This window comes from Pseudomonas sp. P7779 (genome assembly GCF_013386315.1).
Lineage (GTDB): Bacteria > Pseudomonadota > Gammaproteobacteria > Pseudomonadales > Pseudomonadaceae > Aquipseudomonas.
Genome location: NZ_JACARZ010000029.1, coordinates 84,507 through 104,116, shown reverse-complemented (window position 1 = coordinate 104,116; position 19,610 = coordinate 84,507). Strand labels below are relative to the sequence as shown.

Sequence of the window (19,610 nt, the reverse complement as noted above, 5' to 3'; positions counted from 1 at the left end):
AATTTGCTGAAGCGAGGCCAGCTGGCCGCGACTCAGTACCCGAATTTCTTGACGACCATAGAGCATTGGAACCACCTGATCCCATCCCGAACTCAGCAGTGAAACGATGCATCGCCGATGGTAGTGTGGGGTTTCCCCATGTGAGAGTAGGTCATCGTCAAGATTAAATTCCAGAACCCCTGATTGCTTACGCAGTCAGGGGTTTTGTTTTGGGCGGTCGGAAAATTTGGGCGGTCGAATTTCAAGCATCTTCAATGCTAACGTCCTGCCTTTCTATGCAATGGCCTAATGCATGGCTATCATGCGTGCCTCATTGTGAGGCGAGACCTGCATGCTGACGTTGTTGAAACTTCTAAAAGATGGTCGATTCCACTCCGGGGAGGCGCTCGGTGCTGCCTTGGGTGTCAGTCGCAGTGCTGTATGGAAGCAGCTTCAGCATCTCGAGGCGGAATTGGGTCTACCTATCCATAAAGTGCGCGGCAGGGGGTATCAGTTGGCTGCGCCCCTGATACTGTTAAGTGCCGATGAAATAGCTCGGCATGTACCTGTTCCTGCATGGCCTGTTCATATCTCTGACTCCATTGACTCTACCAATGCCGAGGCATTGCGGCTGATTGAATCGGGTCGCACTGCGCCATTTCTTGTGCTTTCAGAACAGCAAACTGCAGGCAGGGGAAGGCGCGGACGAAAGTGGGTCAGTCCTTTCGCTCAAAACGTCTACTACAGCCTTGTGATGCGGATCGAAGGCGGCATGCGTCAGTTGGAAGGGCTAAGCCTGGTGGTCGGACTTGCAGTTATGCAGGCGCTGCGCGACGCGGGTGTTCGTGGTGCAGGGTTGAAGTGGCCAAATGACGTTTTGGTCGGGCAGAAAAAGATCGCCGGAATTCTCCTGGAACTGGTCGGGGATCCCGCTGACGTCTGTCACGTCGTTATTGGTATCGGCATCAACGTGAACATGCAGAAGGCGGATGAGGTCGATCAGCAATGGAGCTCCGTACAGTTGGAGAGCGGCAGTGCTGTTGATCGCAACTACCTGGTAGCGCGTCTTGGAGTGCAGCTGCAGGCTTATCTTGAGCGTCACCAGGCATCTGGCTTTTCGGCAATTCAGGGTGAGTGGGAGCAAAGCCATTTATGGCAGGGCCGGCCTGTATCGCTCATCGCGGGCGTGAACCAGATTGACGGCGTGGTACTGGGGGTCGATGGGCAAGGTGCATTACGGTTGAGCGTGGATGGTGTTGAGAAAGTATATAGCGGTGGTGAGCTAAGCCTGAGGTTGCGTGATGATTCTTGAGCTCGACTGTGGGAATAGCTTTATCAAATGGCGGGTACTTGAGTCGGATAAGGCTCGTATCTTTGCCGAAGGTGTCGTTGGGTCGGATGCCTCGCTGATCGACAGCCTGTTCGCGCTCACGGGGCTCGCGTTAAAAGACTGCCGGCTGGTGAGTGTTCGCGCTTCGGATGAGACGAGTCAACTGGTCGCTACCCTGGTCGAGGCATTTGGCGTCAAGGTGCTGTGTGCTGCTTCGGCGAGGCAGATGGGTGGGGTGCGGAACGGGTACGAAGATTTCGAGCGCCTGGGACTGGATCGTTGGCTCGCGATGCTGGGTGGGTTTCAGCTGGCGTCGGGCGCGTGCCTGGTGCTCGATTTTGGCACCGCCGCAACAGCAGACTTCATTTCCGCAGACGGTGAGCATCTCGGCGGTTTCATTTGTCCGGGGATGCCGCTGATGCGTAATCAGCTTCGAACACATACCCGCAAAATACGCTATGACGATATCGCCGCTGAACGGGCTCTTGAGGCGCTGTCTCCAGGGCGCACAACTGTGGAGGCGGTAGAGCGCGGCTGTACGCTGATGCTGAGGGGCTTTGTGTTGACCCAGCTGGAGTTGGCTCGAAGCTATTGGGGGAGCGATTTTACCGTCTTCCTTACCGGTGGGGACGCTGAGCTCGTGGCTGACGCTGTGCCTCACGGTAGGCTTGTCCCTGATCTGGTTTTTGTTGGCTTGGCGATGGCGTGCCCTTTGTCCTGAGGTTTTTATGCGTTGGCTGTTTCTGCTTTTGCTGGTCCTCAATGTCTTCTATTACATCTGGCATCAGCAGGAGGCCCCTCTGCGCGCTAAAGATGTCACGCCTTTGGCTCTCTATCGTGGTTCTCAGCAAGATATCCGCCTGTTGAGCGAATCGGCTGATGCGATGGTTCGGCGAGACAGGGCAAAAGCGCCTGATGCGCAGGCGACGTGCTTGTATATCGGCGGTTTGCCTGATCAGAAAGAGGCTCAGTCCGTTGAGCAGCGCCTCACCAGCCTGGATATCAAGGTCAGGCTGCAGTCTCTGAACCTGCCTGATGCGTCGGGATACTGGCTGCGAGTGGCCCCTGAAAGCAGGCGTCTGGCCGATGATCTGCCCTTTGAAAACCTTGCTAATGAATTCAATGAGTTAAAACATAAAATAATGCCGTGCGAAGGCATTGCAACCTTCGAATAGTTTGCATAGAATGGCGCCCGCTTCGCAGTGAAGACCTTCTAGGTTGACAGGGTGAAGTGAAGGTCAACGCAGCTAACCTCATATTTTTTAATGAGAAAATGCTTGACAGAAGGCTGGCATGATGTAGAATGCCGGCTCGCTTAGGAGGGGTTCCCGAGCGGCCAAAGGGATCAGACTGTAAATCTGACGTCTACGACTTCGAAGGTTCGAATCCTTCCCCCTCCACCATTTTAGCGTGAGCTGCAAGCTCCGCGGGTATAGTTTAGTGGTAGAACCTCAGCCTTCCAAGCTGATGATGCGGGTTCGATTCCCGCTACCCGCTCCAAGTTTGCAGGTTGTGCAAGTTGTTTCGCTCTTGTAGCTCAGTTGGTAGAGCACACCCTTGGTAAGGGTGAGGTCAGCGGTTCAAATCCGCTCAAGAGCTCCATATAACAAGGCAGATATGAAAATATCTGCCTTTGTTTTAACAGCTACCTCCGGTTGAATGTGCCCTCTCTTGCTGTTTTGTTTGGGTAGGTTTCAGGTCTGCAGGGGTTTTTTGTTGTAAAGTCTTTTTCAGATCGGCATAATTGTCGGCCTGATTTTGTTTTAGGTCAGTAGCTCAATTGGCAGAGCGACGGTCTCCAAAACCGTAGGTTGGGGGTTCGATTCCCTCCTGACCTGCCAGATTCACTTGGTGTGTCTGGCTTTCTTTTCACAGGATCTTCATAGATGACTCCTAAGGCTGAAGCTCAAGGCTCTCGCTTCGATCTGCTCAAGTGGCTTGTAGTAGTCGCTGTTGTGGTTGTAGGCGTTGTTGGCAACCAGTACTACTCTGGGTCGCCAATCCTGTACCGTGTCCTCGCATTGCTCGCCCTTGCTGCTGTTGCTGCCTTTGTTGGCCTGCAGACTGCAAAAGGCAAGTCGTTTGCGGTCCTGGTGAAGGAAGCTCGTACCGAGATCCGTAAAGTCGTTTGGCCGACTCGCCAAGAAACCACGCAGACCACGTTGATCGTGGTGGCTGTTGTTCTGGTTATGGCGTTGCTGTTGTGGGGGCTTGATTCCCTGCTCGGCTGGCTTGTTTCCTTGATTGTTGGCTAAGGGTGTCCCGTGGCTAAGCGTTGGTACGTTGTGCATGCTTACTCGGGTTACGAGAAGCATGTCATGCGCTCTTTGCTAGAGCGCGTAAAGCTGGCAGGCATGGAAGATGGCTTCGGCGAAATTCTGGTTCCCACTGAAGAAGTGGTTGAAATGCGTAATGGCCAGAAACGCAAAAGCGAACGTAAGTTCTTCCCTGGCTACGTGCTGGTTCAAATGGACATGAATGAGGGTACTTGGCACTTGGTCAAGGACACTCCTCGCGTCATGGGTTTCATCGGCGGTACCGCTGATAAGCCTGCTCCGATCACTGACAAAGAAGCAGAAGCAATTCTGCGTCGCGTTGCTGATGGTAGCGACAAGCCCAAGCCGAAGACGTTGTTCGAGCCGGGTGAGGTTGTTCGTGTCACAGATGGTCCGTTCGCTGATTTTAACGGCACCGTCGAAGAAGTTAACTACGAAAAGAGCCGGATCCAAGTGGCAGTGCTCATTTTCGGTCGCTCTACTCCGGTAGAGCTAGAGTTCAGCCAGGTCGAAAAAGTCTAGCTGAGCAAGCATCCCAACCCCGCAGCCTTAGGCTGTGGGGTTTTGTCGTCACTGGGATAAACGCGCAAGTAACCGGGGAGCCTTTCGAGGCGTTCGAACCCGTAATTGGAGTGCCTCATGGCCAAGAAGATTACCGCTTACATCAAGCTGCAAGTGAAGGCCGCTCAGGCCAACCCAAGCCCACCTGTTGGTCCAGCTCTGGGTCAGCACGGCGTGAACATCATGGAATTCTGCAAGGCCTTCAACGCCCGTACTCAGGGTATTGAGCCAGGTCTGCCGACTCCAGTGATCATCACTGTATACAGCGACCGTAGCTTCACCTTCGAAACCAAGTCGACCCCGGCTTCGGTTCTGTTGAAGAAAGCTGCTGGTCTGACTAGCGGTTCCGCTCGTCCTAACACCGTTAAGGTTGGCACCGTGACCCGTGCTCAGCTGGAAGAAATCGCGAAAACCAAAAACGCGGATCTGACTGCAGCTGATATGGATGCAGCCGTGCGTACCATCGCCGGTTCTGCTCGTAGCATGGGCCTTAACGTGGAGGGTGTGTAATGGCTAAGCTGACCAAGCGCCAAAAGGCTATCGCCGGCAAAATCGAAGCGGGCAAGTCCTACAATTTTGTAGACGCTGCTGCTCTGCTGACCGAGCTGTCGACTGTCAAGTTCAGCGAGTCTGTTGACGTTGCTGTAAACCTGGGCGTTGACCCACGTAAATCCGACCAGGTCGTTCGTAGCGCTACTGTGCTGCCACACGGTACTGGCAAGACCGTACGTGTAGCTGTCTTCACCCAAGGCCCAGCAGCTGAAGCTGCTCTGGCCGCCGGCGCCGATCGCGTTGGCATGGACGACCTGGCTGCCGAAATGAAAGGCGGCGACCTGAACTATGACGTCGTAATTGCTTCCCCGGATGCAATGCGCGTTGTAGGTCAGCTGGGTCAGATCCTTGGTCCACGTGGTCTGATGCCTAACCCTAAAGTCGGCACCGTGACTCCAGACGTAGCTACCGCGGTTAAAAACGCCAAGGCTGGTCAGGTTCGTTATCGCACCGACAAAAACGGCATCATTCACACCTCCGTTGGCAAAGTCGGCTTTGATGCCGTCAAGCTGAAGGAAAACGTTGAAGCCCTGATCGCTGATCTGAAGCGTATCAAGCCAGCTTCCTCGAAAGGTATCTACGTCAAGCGCGTTACCCTGAGCACCACTATGGGCCCAGGTCTGGTCATCGACCAAGGCTCGCTGGACGTATAAGACACAAATTGGCGCAAGTAATTGCGCCAATTGAAAGATTGGGGTCCCTGCCTCGCGGGGGCTATCCAAGACCGTAGGCGACGCAAGTCTTAAACCACAAGCCTACGCAGATGGTGCTCCCGGTTCCTTACCGAATCAGACACCAAAACGACATCCGGCCCAGGCCAGATGAAACGGTAACAAGCAGGAGTTAAACCCGTGGCAATTAATCTCGAAGACAAGAAGGCCATCGTCGCTGAAGTCAACGAGGCTGCCAAAGCTGCTCTGTCCGCTGTCGTGGCTGATGCCCGTGGTGTGACAGTAAGCGCTATGACCGGACTCCGTAAAGAGGCTCGTGAAGCTGGCGTATACGTACGTGTTGTACGTAACACCCTGCTCAAGCGCGCTGTTGCTGACACTGAATACAGTGTCCTCAACGACGTGTTCACTGGCCCGACCCTGATTGCGTTCTCCAAGGAACATCCTGGCGCTGCTGCCCGTTTGTTCAAGGAATTCGCCAAGGGTCAGGATAAGTTCGAGATCAAGGCAGCTGCGTTCGAGGGCAAGTTCCTCGCAGCTAACCAAATCGACGTACTGGCAACACTGCCGACCCGTAACGAAGCTATTTCTCAGCTGATGAGCGTGATTCAAGGCGCTACCAGCAAGTTGGCTCGTACTCTGGCCGCAGTTCGCGAGCAAAAAGAAGCTGCCGCAGCCTAAGGCTGAGCATCTCCTCTCGCGTATTTTTGTTTATTTCGATGGCCGCGTAGGCCGTCCCCCAATTCAGGAATTACAGCAATGTCTATCTCCCAAGACGATATCCTCAACGCCGTAGCTGAAATGTCGGTTCTGCAGGTTGTTGAGCTGATCAAAGCTTTCGAAGAAAAATTCGGTGTTTCCGCTGCCGCTGCTTCGGCTGGCCCAGCTGTTGCCGCTGTTGCTGCTGAAGAGCAAACCGAATTCAACGTCATGCTGCTGGAAGCTGGCGAGAAGAAAGTAAACGTGATCAAGGCAGTACGTGAACTGACCGGTCTGGGCCTGAAAGAAGCCAAGGCAGTAGTTGACGGCGCCCCTGCCCAGGTTCTGGAAGCAGTGTCGAAAGACGCAGCTGACAAAGCTAAAGCAGTGCTGGAAGAAGCAGGCGCTAAAGTCGAGCTGAAGTAAGCATCGACCTTGCGTCTCCAGCCCAAGCGTTAAGCTGAAGGCTGATGGCTGGTGGCTCTTGCCACCGGCCTTTTTCCGTTATTGGCAATCGACTCGGTCGTCGCCTATAACGCGCTGTAACCACCCGATGCGGTGGCGCAAACCATGGGGTTTGCAAGATTTTCTGGCTGCTCCCGTCGGGAGGGGCCAAACAAGCAGGTGACCAAGCTGGGGAACGCTGATGGCTTACTCATATACTGAGAAAAAACGTATCCGCAAGGACTTTAGCAAGTTGCCGGACGTCATGGATGTCCCGTACCTTCTGGCTATCCAGCTGGATTCGTATCGTGAATTCTTGCAGGCGGGAGCGACCAAAGATCAGTTCCGCGACGTGGGCCTGCATGCGGCCTTCAAATCCGTTTTCCCGATCATCAGCTACTCCGGCAATGCTGCGCTGGAGTACGTCGGTTATCGCCTGGGCGAACCGGCATTTGATGTCAAAGAATGCGTGTTGCGCGGTGTTACGTACGCCGTACCTTTGCGGGTAAAAGTCCGTCTGATCATCTTCGACAAAGAGTCGTCGAACAAAGCGATCAAGGACATCAAAGAGCAAGAAGTCTACATGGGTGAAATCCCCCTGATGACTGAGAACGGTACCTTCGTTATCAACGGTACCGAGCGCGTTATCGTTTCCCAGCTGCACCGTTCCCCGGGCGTGTTCTTTGACCACGACCGCGGCAAGACGCACAGCTCCGGCAAGCTCCTGTACTCCGCGCGGATCATTCCGTACCGCGGTTCGTGGTTGGACTTCGAGTTCGACCCGAAAGACTGCGTGTTCGTGCGTATCGACCGTCGTCGCAAGCTGCCGGCCTCGGTACTGCTGCGCGCGCTCGGCTATACCACTGAGCAAGTGCTGGACGCTTTCTACACCACTAACGTATTCCACCTGAGCGGCGAAACCCTCAGCCTGGAACTGGTGCCTCAGCGCCTGCGTGGTGAGATTGCCGTTCTGGACATCCAGGACGACAAAGGCAAGGTCATCGTTGAAGCCGGCCGTCGTATTACCGCGCGCCACATCAACCAGATCGAAAAAGCCGGTATCAAGACGCTGGAAGTGCCTCTGGACTACGTCCTGGGTCGCACCACCGCCAAGGTCATCGTGCACCCGGCCACCGGCGAAATCCTGGCTGAATGCAACACCGAGCTGAACACCGAGATCCTGGCGAAAATCGCCAAGTCCCAGGTTGTTCGCATCGAGACCCTGTACACCAACGACATCGACTGCGGCCCGTTCGTCTCCGACACCCTGAAGATCGACTCCACCAGCAACCAATTGGAAGCGCTGGTCGAGATCTATCGCATGATGCGTCCTGGCGAGCCACCAACCAAAGACGCTGCCGAGACCCTGTTCAACAACCTGTTCTTCAGCCCTGAGCGCTATGACCTGTCTGCGGTCGGCCGGATGAAGTTCAACCGTCGTATCGGTCGTACCGAGATCGAAGGTTCGGGCGTGCTGTGCAAGGAAGACATCGTCGCGGTACTGAAGACCCTGGTCGACATCCGTAACGGCAAAGGCATCGTCGATGACATCGACCACCTGGGTAACCGTCGTGTTCGCTGCGTAGGCGAAATGGCCGAGAACCAGTTCCGCGTTGGCCTGGTACGTGTTGAGCGTGCGGTCAAAGAGCGTCTGTCGATGGCCGAAAGCGAAGGCCTGATGCCGCAAGACCTGATCAACGCCAAGCCAGTGGCTGCGGCGGTGAAAGAGTTCTTCGGTTCCAGCCAGCTCTCGCAGTTCATGGACCAGAACAACCCGCTCTCCGAGATCACCCACAAGCGCCGTGTTTCCGCACTGGGCCCGGGCGGTCTGACTCGTGAGCGTGCAGGCTTTGAAGTCCGTGACGTACACCCGACTCACTACGGTCGTGTATGCCCGATTGAAACGCCGGAAGGTCCGAACATCGGTCTGATCAACTCCCTGGCTGCCTACGCGCGCACCAACCAGTACGGCTTCCTCGAGAGCCCGTACCGCGTGGTGAAAGACGCACTGGTCACCGACGAGATCGTGTTCCTGTCCGCCATCGAAGAAGCTGATCACGTGATCGCTCAGGCTTCGGCCACGATGAACGACAAGAAAATGCTGATCGACGAGCTGGTAGCTGTTCGTCACTTGAACGAGTTCACCGTCAAGGCGCCGGAAGACGTCACCTTGATGGACGTATCGCCGAAGCAGGTAGTTTCGGTTGCAGCGTCGCTGATCCCGTTCCTGGAACACGATGACGCCAACCGTGCGTTGATGGGTTCCAACATGCAGCGTCAAGCTGTACCGACCCTGCGCGCTGACAAGCCGCTGGTAGGTACCGGCATGGAGCGTAACGTAGCCCGTGACTCCGGCGTTTGCGTCGTGGCTCGTCGTGGCGGCGTGATCGACTCCGTTGATGCCAGCCGTATCGTGGTTCGTGTTGCCGATGACGAAGTTGAAACTGGCGAAGCCGGTGTCGACATCTACAACCTGACCAAATACACCCGCTCCAACCAGAACACCTGCATCAACCAGCGTCCGCTGGTCAGCAAGGGTGATCGGGTTCAGCGCAGCGACATCATGGCAGACGGTCCGTCCACCGATATGGGTGAGCTGGCACTGGGCCAGAACATGCGCATCGCGTTCATGGCCTGGAACGGTTACAACTTCGAAGACTCCATCTGCCTGTCCGAGCGTGTGGTTCAGGAAGATCGCTTCACCACGATCCACATTCAGGAACTGACCTGTGTGGCGCGTGACACCAAGCTTGGGCCAGAGGAAATCACTGCAGACATCCCGAACGTGGGTGAAGCTGCACTGAACAAGCTGGACGAAGCCGGTATCGTTTACGTAGGTGCTGAAGTTGGCGCAGGCGACATCCTGGTAGGCAAGGTCACTCCGAAAGGCGAGACCCAACTGACTCCGGAAGAGAAGCTGTTGCGTGCCATCTTCGGTGAAAAAGCCAGCGACGTTAAAGACACTTCCCTGCGTGTACCTACCGGTACCAAGGGCACTGTCATCGACGTACAGGTCTTCACCCGTGACGGCGTTGAGCGTGATGCTCGTGCGCTGTCCATCGAGAAGACCCAACTCGACGAGATCCGCAAGGATCTGAACGAAGAGTTCCGTATCGTTGAAGGCGCGACCTTCGAACGTCTGCGTTCCGCCCTGGTAGGCCACAAGGCTGAAGGCGGCGCAGGTCTGAAGAAAGGTCAGGACATCACCGACGAAGTACTCGACGGTCTTGAGCACGGGCAGTGGTTCAAACTGCGCATGGCTGAAGATGCTCTGAACGAGCAGCTCGAGAAGGCCCAGGCCTACATCGTCGATCGTCGCCGTCTGCTGGACGACAAGTTCGAAGACAAGAAGCGCAAACTGCAGCAGGGCGATGACCTGGCTCCAGGCGTGCTGAAAATCGTCAAGGTTTACCTGGCAATCCGTCGCCGCATCCAGCCGGGCGACAAGATGGCCGGTCGTCACGGTAACAAAGGTGTGGTCTCCGTGATCATGCCGGTTGAAGACATGCCGCACGATGCCAATGGCACCCCGGTAGACGTCGTCCTCAACCCGTTGGGCGTACCTTCGCGTATGAACGTTGGTCAGATCCTTGAAACCCACCTGGGCCTCGCGGCCAAAGGTCTGGGCGAGAAGATCAACCGTATGATCGAAGAGCAGCGCAAGGTCGCAGACCTGCGTAAGTTCCTGCACGAGATCTACAACGAGATCGGCGGTCGCAACGAAGAACTGGACACCTTCTCCGACCAGGAAATCCTGGATCTGGCGAAGAACCTGCGCGGCGGCGTTCCAATGGCTACCCCGGTGTTCGACGGTGCCAAGGAAAGCGAAATCAAGGCCATGCTGAAACTGGCAGACCTGCCAGAAAGCGGCCAGATGCAGCTGTTCGACGGCCGTACCGGCAACAAGTTTGAGCGCCCGGTTACTGTTGGCTACATGTACATGCTGAAGCTGAACCACTTGGTAGACGACAAGATGCACGCTCGTTCTACCGGTTCGTACAGCCTGGTTACCCAGCAGCCGCTGGGTGGTAAGGCTCAGTTCGGTGGTCAGCGTTTCGGGGAGATGGAGGTCTGGGCACTGGAAGCATACGGTGCTGCTTACACTCTGCAAGAAATGCTCACAGTGAAGTCGGACGATGTGAACGGTCGGACCAAGATGTACAAAAACATCGTGGACGGCGATCACCGTATGGAGCCGGGCATGCCCGAGTCTTTCAACGTGTTGATCAAAGAAATTCGTTCCCTCGGCATCGATATCGATCTGGAAACCGAATAACACGTGACGCGAATCGAGAGCGGGGCTGTTTAGCCCGCTCTCTGCTCCGCCAGGAGGAAAGGCCTTGAAAGACCTACTGAATTTGCTGAAAAACCAGGGTCAAGTCGAAGAGTTCGACGCCATCCGTATTGGGTTGGCATCGCCTGAGATGATCCGTTCGTGGTCGTTCGGTGAAGTTAAAAAGCCGGAAACCATCAACTACCGTACGTTCAAACCAGAGCGTGACGGCCTGTTCTGCGCCAAGATCTTTGGCCCGGTAAAGGATTACGAGTGCCTGTGCGGTAAGTACAAGCGCTTGAAGCACCGTGGTGTGATCTGCGAGAAGTGCGGCGTTGAAGTTGCACTGGCCAAGGTTCGTCGTGAGCGCATGGCGCACATCGAGCTGGCCTCGCCGGTTGCCCACATCTGGTTCCTGAAATCACTGCCGTCCCGTATCGGCTTGCTGATGGACATGACCCTGCGTGATATCGAACGCGTTCTCTACTTCGAGAGCTATGTCGTTATCGATCCAGGCATGACCACCCTTGAAAAGGGTCAGCTGCTGAACGACGAGCAGTATTTCGAAGCGCTGGAAGAGTTCGGCGACGATTTCGATGCCCGCATGGGTGCCGAAGCTGTCCGCGAGCTGCTGCACGCTATCGACCTGGAACACGAGATTGGCCGTCTGCGTGAAGAAATTCCGCAAACCAACTCCGAAACCAAGATCAAGAAACTGTCCAAGCGTCTGAAGTTGATGGAAGCCTTCCAGGGTTCCGGCAACTTGCCAGAGTGGATGGTGCTGACCGTTCTGCCGGTTCTGCCGCCAGACCTGCGTCCGCTGGTACCGTTGGATGGCGGTCGCTTCGCGACTTCCGACCTCAACGACCTGTACCGTCGCGTGATCAACCGTAACAACCGCTTGAAGCGTCTGCTCGACCTGTCCGCTCCGGACATCATCGTGCGCAACGAAAAGCGTATGTTGCAGGAAGCTGTCGATGCCCTGCTCGACAACGGTCGTCGTGGCCGCGCTATCACCGGTTCGAACAAGCGTCCTCTGAAATCCCTGGCTGACATGATCAAGGGTAAGCAGGGTCGTTTCCGTCAGAACTTGCTCGGTAAGCGTGTTGACTACTCCGGTCGTTCGGTAATTACCGTAGGCCCGACCCTGCGTCTGCACCAGTGCGGTCTGCCGAAGAAGATGGCTCTCGAGCTGTTCAAGCCGTTCATTTTCGGCAAGCTGGAAATGCGTGGTCTCGCGACCACCATCAAAGCTGCCAAGAAAATGGTCGAGCGCGAGCTGCCAGAGGTTTGGGACGTTCTCGCTGAAGTGATCCGTGAACACCCGGTTCTCCTCAACCGTGCACCGACCCTTCACCGTCTGGGTATCCAGGCGTTTGAACCAGTACTGATCGAAGGTAAGGCTATCCAGCTGCACCCGCTGGTCTGTGCTGCGTACAACGCCGACTTCGACGGCGACCAAATGGCCGTGCACGTACCGCTGACGCTGGAAGCCCAGCTGGAAGCGCGTGCGTTGATGATGTCGACCAACAACATTCTGTCGCCAGCCAACGGTGAGCCAATCATCGTTCCGTCGCAGGACGTTGTATTGGGTCTGTACTACATGACTCGTGAAGCGATCAACGCCAAGGGCGAAGGTCGTGTGTTCGCGGATCTGCAGGAAGTTGACCGTGTGTTCCGTGCCGGCGAAGCCGCACTGCACGCCAAGGTTAAAGTCCGCATCCACGAAACCATCAACGATCGTGACGGTGGCAGCGTCAAGAACACCCGTATCGTCGACACCACTGTCGGCCGTGCGCTGCTGTTCCAGGTTGTTCCACCTGGCCTGTCGTACGACGTGGTCAACCAGCCAATGAAGAAAAAGGCGATCTCCAAGCTGATCAACCAGTGCTACCGCGTGGTTGGTTTGAAAGAGACCGTTATCTTCGCTGACCAGTTGATGTACACCGGTTTTGCTTATTCGACCATTTCCGGCGTTTCCATCGGTGTTAACGACTTCGTTATCCCGGACGAGAAAGCCGCCATCATCGGTGCTGCCACCGATGAAGTGAAAGAGATCGAAAGCCAGTACGCCTCCGGCCTGGTAACCCAGGGCGAGAAGTACAACAAAGTGATCGACCTTTGGTCCAAGGCCAACGACGAAGTGTCGAAGGCGATGATGTCGAACCTCTCGAAAGAGCGTGTTATCGACCGTCATGGCGTGGAAGTCGATCAAGAGTCGTTCAACTCGATGTACATGATGGCCGACTCGGGCGCACGGGGTTCTGCTGCGCAGATCCGTCAGCTCGCCGGTATGCGTGGCCTGATGGCCAAGCCGGACGGTTCCATCATCGAAACGCCGATTACTGCGAACTTCCGTGAAGGTTTGAGCGTACTTCAGTACTTCATCTCGACTCACGGTGCTCGTAAAGGTCTGGCGGATACCGCGTTGAAAACCGCTAACTCCGGTTACCTGACTCGTCGTCTGGTAGACGTTGCGCAAGACTTGGTTGTGACTGAAGTTGACTGCGGCACCGAACACGGTCTGCTGATGACTCCGCACATCGAAGGCGGCGACGTTGTAGAACCGTTGGGTGAGCGCGTACTGGGTCGAGTAATCGCCCGTGACGTATTCAAGCCAGGTACCGAGGAAGTCATCGTTCCTGCCGGCACCCTGGTAGACGAGAAGTGGGTCGAGTTCATCGAACTCAACAGCATCGACGAAGTGATTGTTCGCTCGCCGATCAGCTGCGAAACCCGCTACGGCATTTGCGCCAAGTGCTACGGCCGTGACTTGGCTCGTGGTCACCAGGTGAACATCGGTGAAGCGGTCGGCGTTATCGCTGCCCAGTCCATCGGTGAGCCGGGTACCCAGCTGACCATGCGTACGTTCCACATCGGTGGTGCGGCAAGCCGGACCTCCGCCGCCGACAGCGTTCAGGTGAAGAATGGCGGTACCGTCCGTCTGCACAACCTGAAGCACGTTGAGCGAGTGGATGGCCACCTGGTTGCTGTGTCCCGTTCCGGTGAGCTGGCAATCGCTGATGACTACGGTCGTGAGCGCGAGCGTTACAAGCTGCCGTACGGTGCTGTGATTTCGGTTAAAGAAGGTGACAAGGTCGACGCTGGCGCAATCGTGGCCAAGTGGGATCCACACACTCACCCAATCGTTACCGAAATGAAAGGTACCGTGACCTACGTGGGCATGGAAGAAGGCATCACGATCAAGCGTCAGACTGACGAATTGACCGGTATGACCAACATTGAAGTACTCGACGCCAAAGACCGTCCAGCTGCAGGCAAAGATATCCGTCCTGCCGTGAAGATGGTTGATGACAACGGCAAGGATCTGTTGCTGCCAGGCACTGACGTTATCGCTCAGTACTTCCTGCCAGCCAACGCCCTGGTCGGTGTTGCGGATGGTGCGAAGATCGCGATCGGTGATGTTATCGCTCGTATCCCGCAAGAAACTTCGAAGACCCGTGACATCACCGGTGGTCTGCCGCGTGTTGCCGACTTGTTCGAAGCTCGTCGTCCGAAAGAAGCGTCGATTCTGGCTGAAGTCAGCGGCACCATCGCGTTCGGTAAAGAGACCAAGGGCAAGCGCCGCCTGGTTATCACCCCGAACGACGGTAGCGATCCGTACGAAGAGCTGATTCCGAAGTGGCGTCACCTGAACGTCTTCGAAGGCGAACAGGTAAACCGCGGCGAAGTTATCTCCGACGGCCCGAGCGATCCACACGACATCCTGCGTCTGCTGGGTGTGAGTGCGCTGGCCAAGTACATCGTTAACGAGATCCAGGACGTTTACCGTCTGCAAGGCGTGAAGATCAACGATAAGCACATCGAGACCATCCTGCGTCAGATGCTGCGTAAAGTTGAAATCGCTGAATCCGGCGATTCGAGTTTCATCAAGGGCGACCAGATGGAACTGACTCACGTACTGGTAGAGAACGAGCGCCTGGCGAACGACGAGAAATTCGTTTCCAAGTTCACTCGTGTGTTGCTGGGTATCACCAAGGCGTCGTTGTCCACTGAGTCGTTCATCTCGGCGGCCTCCTTCCAGGAGACCACTCGCGTACTGACCGAAGCAGCGGTAACCGGCAAGCGCGATTACCTGCGCGGCCTGAAAGAAAACGTGGTTGTGGGTCGTCTGATCCCGGCCGGTACCGGTTTGGCCTACCACAGCGAGCGTAAGCGTCGCCGTGAACTCGACAAGCCGTTGCGCGTAAGCGCCAGTGAAGTGGAAGCTGCACTGACCGAAGCGCTGAACTCAAGCGGTAACTGAGTTCTGCGGTAAATAAGACCGGGCCCTGGCAGCCCCGTTCGTCGGATCGAGACAGATTTGTCCCGGTTCGATGGAAGGGGAGGTCGGGGCCTTGCCTTGACTGGGGACAAGATCCTCTTTAGACTCTTGTACCCCTAAATTTGGCGGGAATTCGTTCCTGCCATTTTGCTTTTCTTGCAAGACAATAGCGTCGCAAGACAACAGTGGAGCTAGTAGATGGCAACTATCAACCAGCTGGTACGTCAGCCGCGTAAGCGTATCGTCGAGAAATCCGACGTGCCTGCGCTGCAGAACTGCCCGCAACGTCGTGGCGTATGCACTCGCGTGTATACCACTACGCCGAAAAAACCTAACTCGGCACTGCGTAAAGTATGCCGTGTGCGCCTGACCAACGGTTTCGAGGTTTCCTCGTACATCGGCGGTGAAGGTCACAACCTGCAAGAGCACAGCGTGGTACTGATCCGCGGCGGTCGTGTAAAAGACTTGCCAGGTGTTCGTTACCACACCGTACGCGGCTCCTTGGATACTTCCGGCGTTAAAGGTCGTAACCAGGGTCGTTCGAAGTACGGTACCAAGAAGCCTAAGTAGTAGCGGCTTTTTGTAAAACTGAATCATCTTATTTTCTGAGTCGATAAGAGTAAGGTCGGAGGCGTCCCGAAAGGGCACCGATTCCGAGCGAACCTGAAGACCGTTTGAGGGCTTATCCATGCCAAGAAGACGCGTAGCAGCCAAGCGCGAAGTGCTTGACGATCCAAAATACGGAAGCCAAATCCTGGCCAAGTTCATGAACCACGTAATGGAAAGCGGCAAGAAAGCCGTTGCCGAGCGTATCGTTTATGGCGCGCTGGAAAAGGTTAAAGAACGCAAGAACAGCGACCCCCTGGAAATCTTCGAGAAAGCTCTCGACGCCATCGCTCCGCTGGTCGAAGTGAAGTCGCGCCGTGTAGGCGGTGCTACTTACCAGGTTCCGGTTGAAGTTCGCCCGTCCCGTCGTAACGCTTTGGCAATGCGCTGGTTGGTAGACTTCGCCCGTAAGCGCGGCGAGAAGTCTATGGCCCTGCGTTTGGCTGGCGAACTGTTGGACGCTGCTGAAGGTAAAGGTGCTGCTGTTAAGAAGCGTGAAGACGTGCACCGTATGGCTGAAGCCAACAAAGCTTTCTCGCACTACCGCTTCTAATTCTAGCTTCACTAATTTTGCGAGGGCTTTATGGCTCGTACTACTCCGATTAGCCGCTACCGTAACATCGGTATCGTTGCTCACGTGGATGCTGGTAAAACCACCACCACCGAGCGCGTACTGTTTTACACCGGCAAAAGTCACAAAATGGGCGAGGTGCATGACGGCGCCGCGACCACAGACTGGATGGTTCAGGAGCAGGAGCGTGGTATTACCATTACTTCTGCTGCTATTACCGCCTTCTGGAAAGGTTCCGAGAAGCAGTACAAGGACGAGCACCGCTTCAACGTAATCGATACCCCGGGCCACGTAGACTTCACCATTGAAGTTGAGCGTTCCCTGCGTGTACTCGACGGCGCTGTCGTTGTGTTCTGCGGTACTTCGGGTGTTGAGCCTCAGTCGGAAACCGTATGGCGTCAGGCCAACAAGTACGGCGTTCCACGTCTTGTTTACGTAAACAAGATGGACCGTGCTGGTGCCAACTTCCTGCGCGTGATCGGTCAGATCAAACAGCGTCTGGGTCACACTCCGGTGCCAATCCAGTTGGCTATCGGTTCCGAAGACAACTTCCAGGGTCAGATCGATCTGATCAACATGGAAGCTGTTTACTGGAATGACGCTGACAAAGGCATGGTTCCTGTTCGTAAGCCTATCCCTGCAGAACTGCAGGAGCTGGCTGACGAGTGGCGTAACAACATGGTTGAGGCTGCTGCCGAAGCCAGCGAAGAGCTGATGAACAAGTACCTCGAAGGTGAAGAACTCACCAACGTGGAAATCAAGGCCGCTCTGCGTCAGCGTACTATCGCTGGTGAGATCGTTCTGGCTGTTTGCGGTTCTTCCTTCAAGAACAAGGGTGTTCCCCTGGTTCTCGACGCCGTTATCGACTACCTGCCTGCTCCAACCGACATTCCTGCTATCAAGGGTACCAACCCTGATAACGAGGAAGAAGAGATGGAGCGTCACGCCGATGACAGCGAGCCGTTCTCGGCTCTGGCGTTCAAGATCGCTACTGACCCATTCGTGGGTACTTTGACCTTCGTCCGCGTTTACTCGGGCGTGTTGGCCTCCGGCGACGGCGTGATCAACTCGGTTAAAGGCAAGAAAGAGCGTGTGGGTCGTATGGTGCAAATGCACGCAAACGCCCGTGAAGAGATCAAGGAAGTACGCGCTGGTGACATCGCGGCCCTGATCGGCATGAAGGACGTCACCACTGGTGAGACCTTGTGCGACGCTGCCAAGCCAATCATCCTGGTTCGCATGGACTTCCCGGAGCCGGTTATTTCGGTTGCCGTTGAGCCTAAGACCAAGGATGACCAGGAAAAAATGGGTATCGCTCTGGGCAAGCTTGCTCAGGAAGATCCATCTTTCCGCGTCAAGACTGATGAAGAGACTGGTCAAACGATCATCTCCGGCATGGGCGAGCTTCACCTGGACATCCTGGTTGACCGGATGCGCCGTGAGTTCAACGTCGAAGCCAACATCGGTAAGCCTCAGGTTTCCTATCGTGAGCGCATCACGAAGAACTGCGAAATCGAAGGCAAATTCGTTCGTCAGTCCGGCGGTCGTGGCCAGTTCGGCCATTGCTGGATCCGTTTTGCTCCTGCTGATGAAGGTCAGGAAGGTCTGCAATTCGTGAACGAAGTAGTGGGCGGTGTTGTTCCTAAGGAATACATCCCGGCTATCCAGAAGGGTATCGAAGAGCAGATGAAGAACGGTGTTGTTGCCGGCTATCCGCTCATCGGCCTGAAGGCGACCGTTTTTGACGGTTCTTACCACGACGTCGACTCCAACGAGATGGCGTTTAAGGTGGCTGCTTCCATGGCTACCAAGCAACTGGCCCAGAAGGGCGGTGGTGAGTTGCTTGAGCCAATCATGGCAGTAGAAGTCGTTACGCCTGAAGACTACATGGGTGACGTGATGGGCGACCTTAACCGTCGTCGCGGCATGATCTTGGGTATGGAAGATACGGTTTCCGGCAAAGTGATTCGTGCCGAGGTTCCGTTGGGCGAGATGTTCGGTTATGCGACCGACGTTCGTTCCATGTCTCAGGGTCGCGCAAGCTACTCTATGGAATTCAAAAAATACAACACAGCTCCGGCGCACATCGCTGAAACTGTATCCAAAAAACAAGGCTGATTCAGTCCTTTAGGCAAGGAGTTAATTGTCGTGGCTAAAGAAAAATTTGATCGTTCCCTACCGCACGTAAACGTTGGCACTATCGGCCACGTTGACCACGGTAAAACCACTCTGACCGCTGCTCTGACTCGCGTCTGCTCCGAAGTTTTCGGTTCGGCTCGTGTTGACTTCGACAAGATCGACAGCGCACCAGAAGAAAAAGCTCGTGGTATCACCATCAACACCGCGCACGTTGAATACAACTCGCTGATCCGTCACTACGCTCACGTTGACTGCCCAGGTCACGCTGACTATGTGAAGAACATGATCACCGGTGCTGCCCAGATGGACGGCGCGATCCTGGTTTGCTCGGCCGCTGATGGTCCGATGCCACAAACCCGTGAGCACATCCTGCTGTCCCGTCAGGTAGGCGTTCCGTACATCGTGGTTTTCCTGAACAAGGCTGACCTGGTAGACGACGCTGAGCTGCTGGAACTGGTTGAGATGGAAGTGCGCGATCTGCTGAGCACTTACGACTTCCCAGGCGACGACACTCCGATCATCATCGGTTCTGCTCGTATGGCTCTGGACGGTCTTGACGACAACGAAATGGGCACCACTGCCGTTCGTAAACTGGTTGAGACTCTGGACAGCTACATCCCAGATCCAGTTCGTGTTATCGACAAGCCGTTCCTGATGCCAATCGAAGACGTATTCTCGATCTCCGGTCGTGGTACTGTTGTGACTGGTCGTATCGAGCGCGGTATCGTTAAGGTTCAAGATCCACTGGAAATCGTTGGTCTGCGTGACACTACCGTCACCACCTGCACCGGTGTTGAAATGTTCCGTAAACTGCTCGACGAAGGTCGTGCAGGCGAGAACTGCGGCGTTCTGCTGCGTGGTACCAAGCGTGACGACGTTGAGCGTGGCCAGGTTCTGGTCAAGCCAGGTTCGGTTAAGCCGCACACTACCTTCGAAGCTGAAGTGTACGTGTTGAGCAAAGAAGAAGGCGGTCGTCACACTCCGTTCTTCAAAGGCTACCGTCCACAGTTCTACTTCCGGACCACTGACGTGACCGGTAACTGCGAACTGCCGGAAGGCGTTGAAATGGTAATGCCAGGCGACAACATCAAAATGGTTGTCACCCTGATCAAAACCATCGCAATGGAAGATGGTCTGCGTTTCGCTATCCGTGAAGGCGGTCGTACCGTCGGCGCTGGCGTCGTAGCCAAAATCATCGCTTAATAAGTGATGACTTGAAAAAGC

General features: G+C 55.5%; 15 protein-coding genes, 4 tRNA genes and 1 rRNA gene. All 20 read left to right on the top strand.

Features of this window, described 5'->3' with window-relative positions:
* Positions 1-47 precede the first annotated feature (47 nt).
* Positions 48-163: ribosomal RNA gene (gene rrf / locus HX869_RS10785) — 5S ribosomal RNA — on the top strand.
* A 168-nt stretch (positions 164-331) separates the two neighbouring features.
* Entirely contained in the window at positions 332-1,291 is a 960-nt protein-coding gene (birA, locus tag HX869_RS10780) for a bifunctional biotin--[acetyl-CoA-carboxylase] ligase/biotin operon repressor BirA (RefSeq protein WP_003210105.1), read from the top strand.
* On the top strand, positions 1,281-2,030 hold the full coding sequence (locus HX869_RS10775) for a pantothenate kinase (RefSeq protein ID WP_087692333.1): 750 nt from the start codon (positions 1,281-1,283) through the stop codon (positions 2,028-2,030). The genes birA and HX869_RS10775 overlap by 11 nt, the downstream gene beginning before the upstream one ends.
* A 7-nt stretch (positions 2,031-2,037) precedes the next feature.
* Positions 2,038-2,484, top strand: coding sequence for a hypothetical protein (locus HX869_RS10770; protein ID WP_087692334.1), 447 nt, complete (start codon positions 2,038-2,040; stop codon positions 2,482-2,484).
* 143 nt (positions 2,485-2,627) lie between these two features.
* A tRNA-Tyr gene (locus HX869_RS10765) sits at positions 2,628-2,712 on the top strand.
* A 23-nt stretch (positions 2,713-2,735) separates the two neighbouring features.
* Positions 2,736-2,809 (top strand) — tRNA-Gly (locus HX869_RS10760).
* 26 nt (positions 2,810-2,835) lie between these two features.
* Positions 2,836-2,911, top strand: a tRNA-Thr gene (locus HX869_RS10755).
* A 163-nt stretch (positions 2,912-3,074) separates the two neighbouring features.
* Positions 3,075-3,150: transfer RNA gene (locus HX869_RS10750), tRNA-Trp, on the top strand.
* 45 nt (positions 3,151-3,195) lie between these two features.
* Positions 3,196-3,564 (top strand): preprotein translocase subunit SecE, encoded by a 369-nt coding sequence (gene secE, locus HX869_RS10745; RefSeq protein WP_003210099.1) that lies wholly within the window; start codon positions 3,196-3,198, stop codon positions 3,562-3,564.
* Between the two features lie 9 nt (positions 3,565-3,573).
* A complete protein-coding gene (gene nusG, locus HX869_RS10740) occupies positions 3,574-4,107 on the top strand; it encodes a transcription termination/antitermination protein NusG (protein ID WP_003176436.1) in 534 nt (177 codons plus the stop codon).
* Positions 4,108-4,224: 117 nt separating this feature from the next.
* Positions 4,225-4,656, top strand: a complete 432-nt coding sequence (rplK, locus tag HX869_RS10735) for a 50S ribosomal protein L11 (RefSeq protein ID WP_003210097.1) — start codon at positions 4,225-4,227, stop codon at positions 4,654-4,656.
* Positions 4,656-5,351, top strand: coding sequence for a 50S ribosomal protein L1 (rplA, locus tag HX869_RS10730; protein WP_003176434.1), 696 nt, complete (start codon positions 4,656-4,658; stop codon positions 5,349-5,351). The genes rplK and rplA overlap by 1 nt, the downstream gene beginning before the upstream one ends.
* A gap of 198 nt (positions 5,352-5,549) precedes the next feature.
* Positions 5,550-6,050, top strand: coding sequence for a 50S ribosomal protein L10 (gene rplJ / locus HX869_RS10725; RefSeq protein WP_003210095.1), 501 nt, complete (start codon positions 5,550-5,552; stop codon positions 6,048-6,050).
* A gap of 78 nt (positions 6,051-6,128) precedes the next feature.
* Positions 6,129-6,494 carry a 50S ribosomal protein L7/L12 gene (gene rplL, locus HX869_RS10720; RefSeq protein WP_003210093.1) on the top strand — a complete coding sequence of 122 codons (366 nt, stop codon included), beginning with the start codon at positions 6,129-6,131 and terminating at the stop codon, positions 6,492-6,494.
* Between the two features lie 220 nt (positions 6,495-6,714).
* The gene (rpoB, locus tag HX869_RS10715) at positions 6,715-10,788 is read left to right on the top strand and encodes a DNA-directed RNA polymerase subunit beta (protein WP_008436421.1); all 4,074 of its coding nucleotides are present in this window, start codon (positions 6,715-6,717) and stop codon (positions 10,786-10,788) included.
* A 64-nt stretch (positions 10,789-10,852) separates the two neighbouring features.
* Positions 10,853-15,052 (top strand): DNA-directed RNA polymerase subunit beta', encoded by a 4,200-nt coding sequence (gene rpoC / locus HX869_RS10710; RefSeq protein ID WP_003210090.1) that lies wholly within the window; start codon positions 10,853-10,855, stop codon positions 15,050-15,052.
* A 216-nt stretch (positions 15,053-15,268) separates the two neighbouring features.
* Entirely contained in the window at positions 15,269-15,640 is a 372-nt protein-coding gene (rpsL, locus tag HX869_RS10705) for a 30S ribosomal protein S12 (protein ID WP_002555494.1), read from the top strand.
* A gap of 118 nt (positions 15,641-15,758) precedes the next feature.
* Complete coding sequence (rpsG, locus tag HX869_RS10700; RefSeq protein WP_002555493.1) at positions 15,759-16,229, top strand: 30S ribosomal protein S7; 471 nt, start codon at positions 15,759-15,761, stop codon at positions 16,227-16,229.
* A gap of 30 nt (positions 16,230-16,259) precedes the next feature.
* Complete coding sequence (gene fusA, locus HX869_RS10695; protein ID WP_003210087.1) at positions 16,260-18,365, top strand: elongation factor G; 2,106 nt, start codon at positions 16,260-16,262, stop codon at positions 18,363-18,365.
* A gap of 30 nt (positions 18,366-18,395) precedes the next feature.
* Complete coding sequence (tuf, locus tag HX869_RS10690; RefSeq protein WP_003210085.1) at positions 18,396-19,589, top strand: elongation factor Tu; 1,194 nt, start codon at positions 18,396-18,398, stop codon at positions 19,587-19,589.
* Positions 19,590-19,610: the final 21 nt, after the last annotated feature.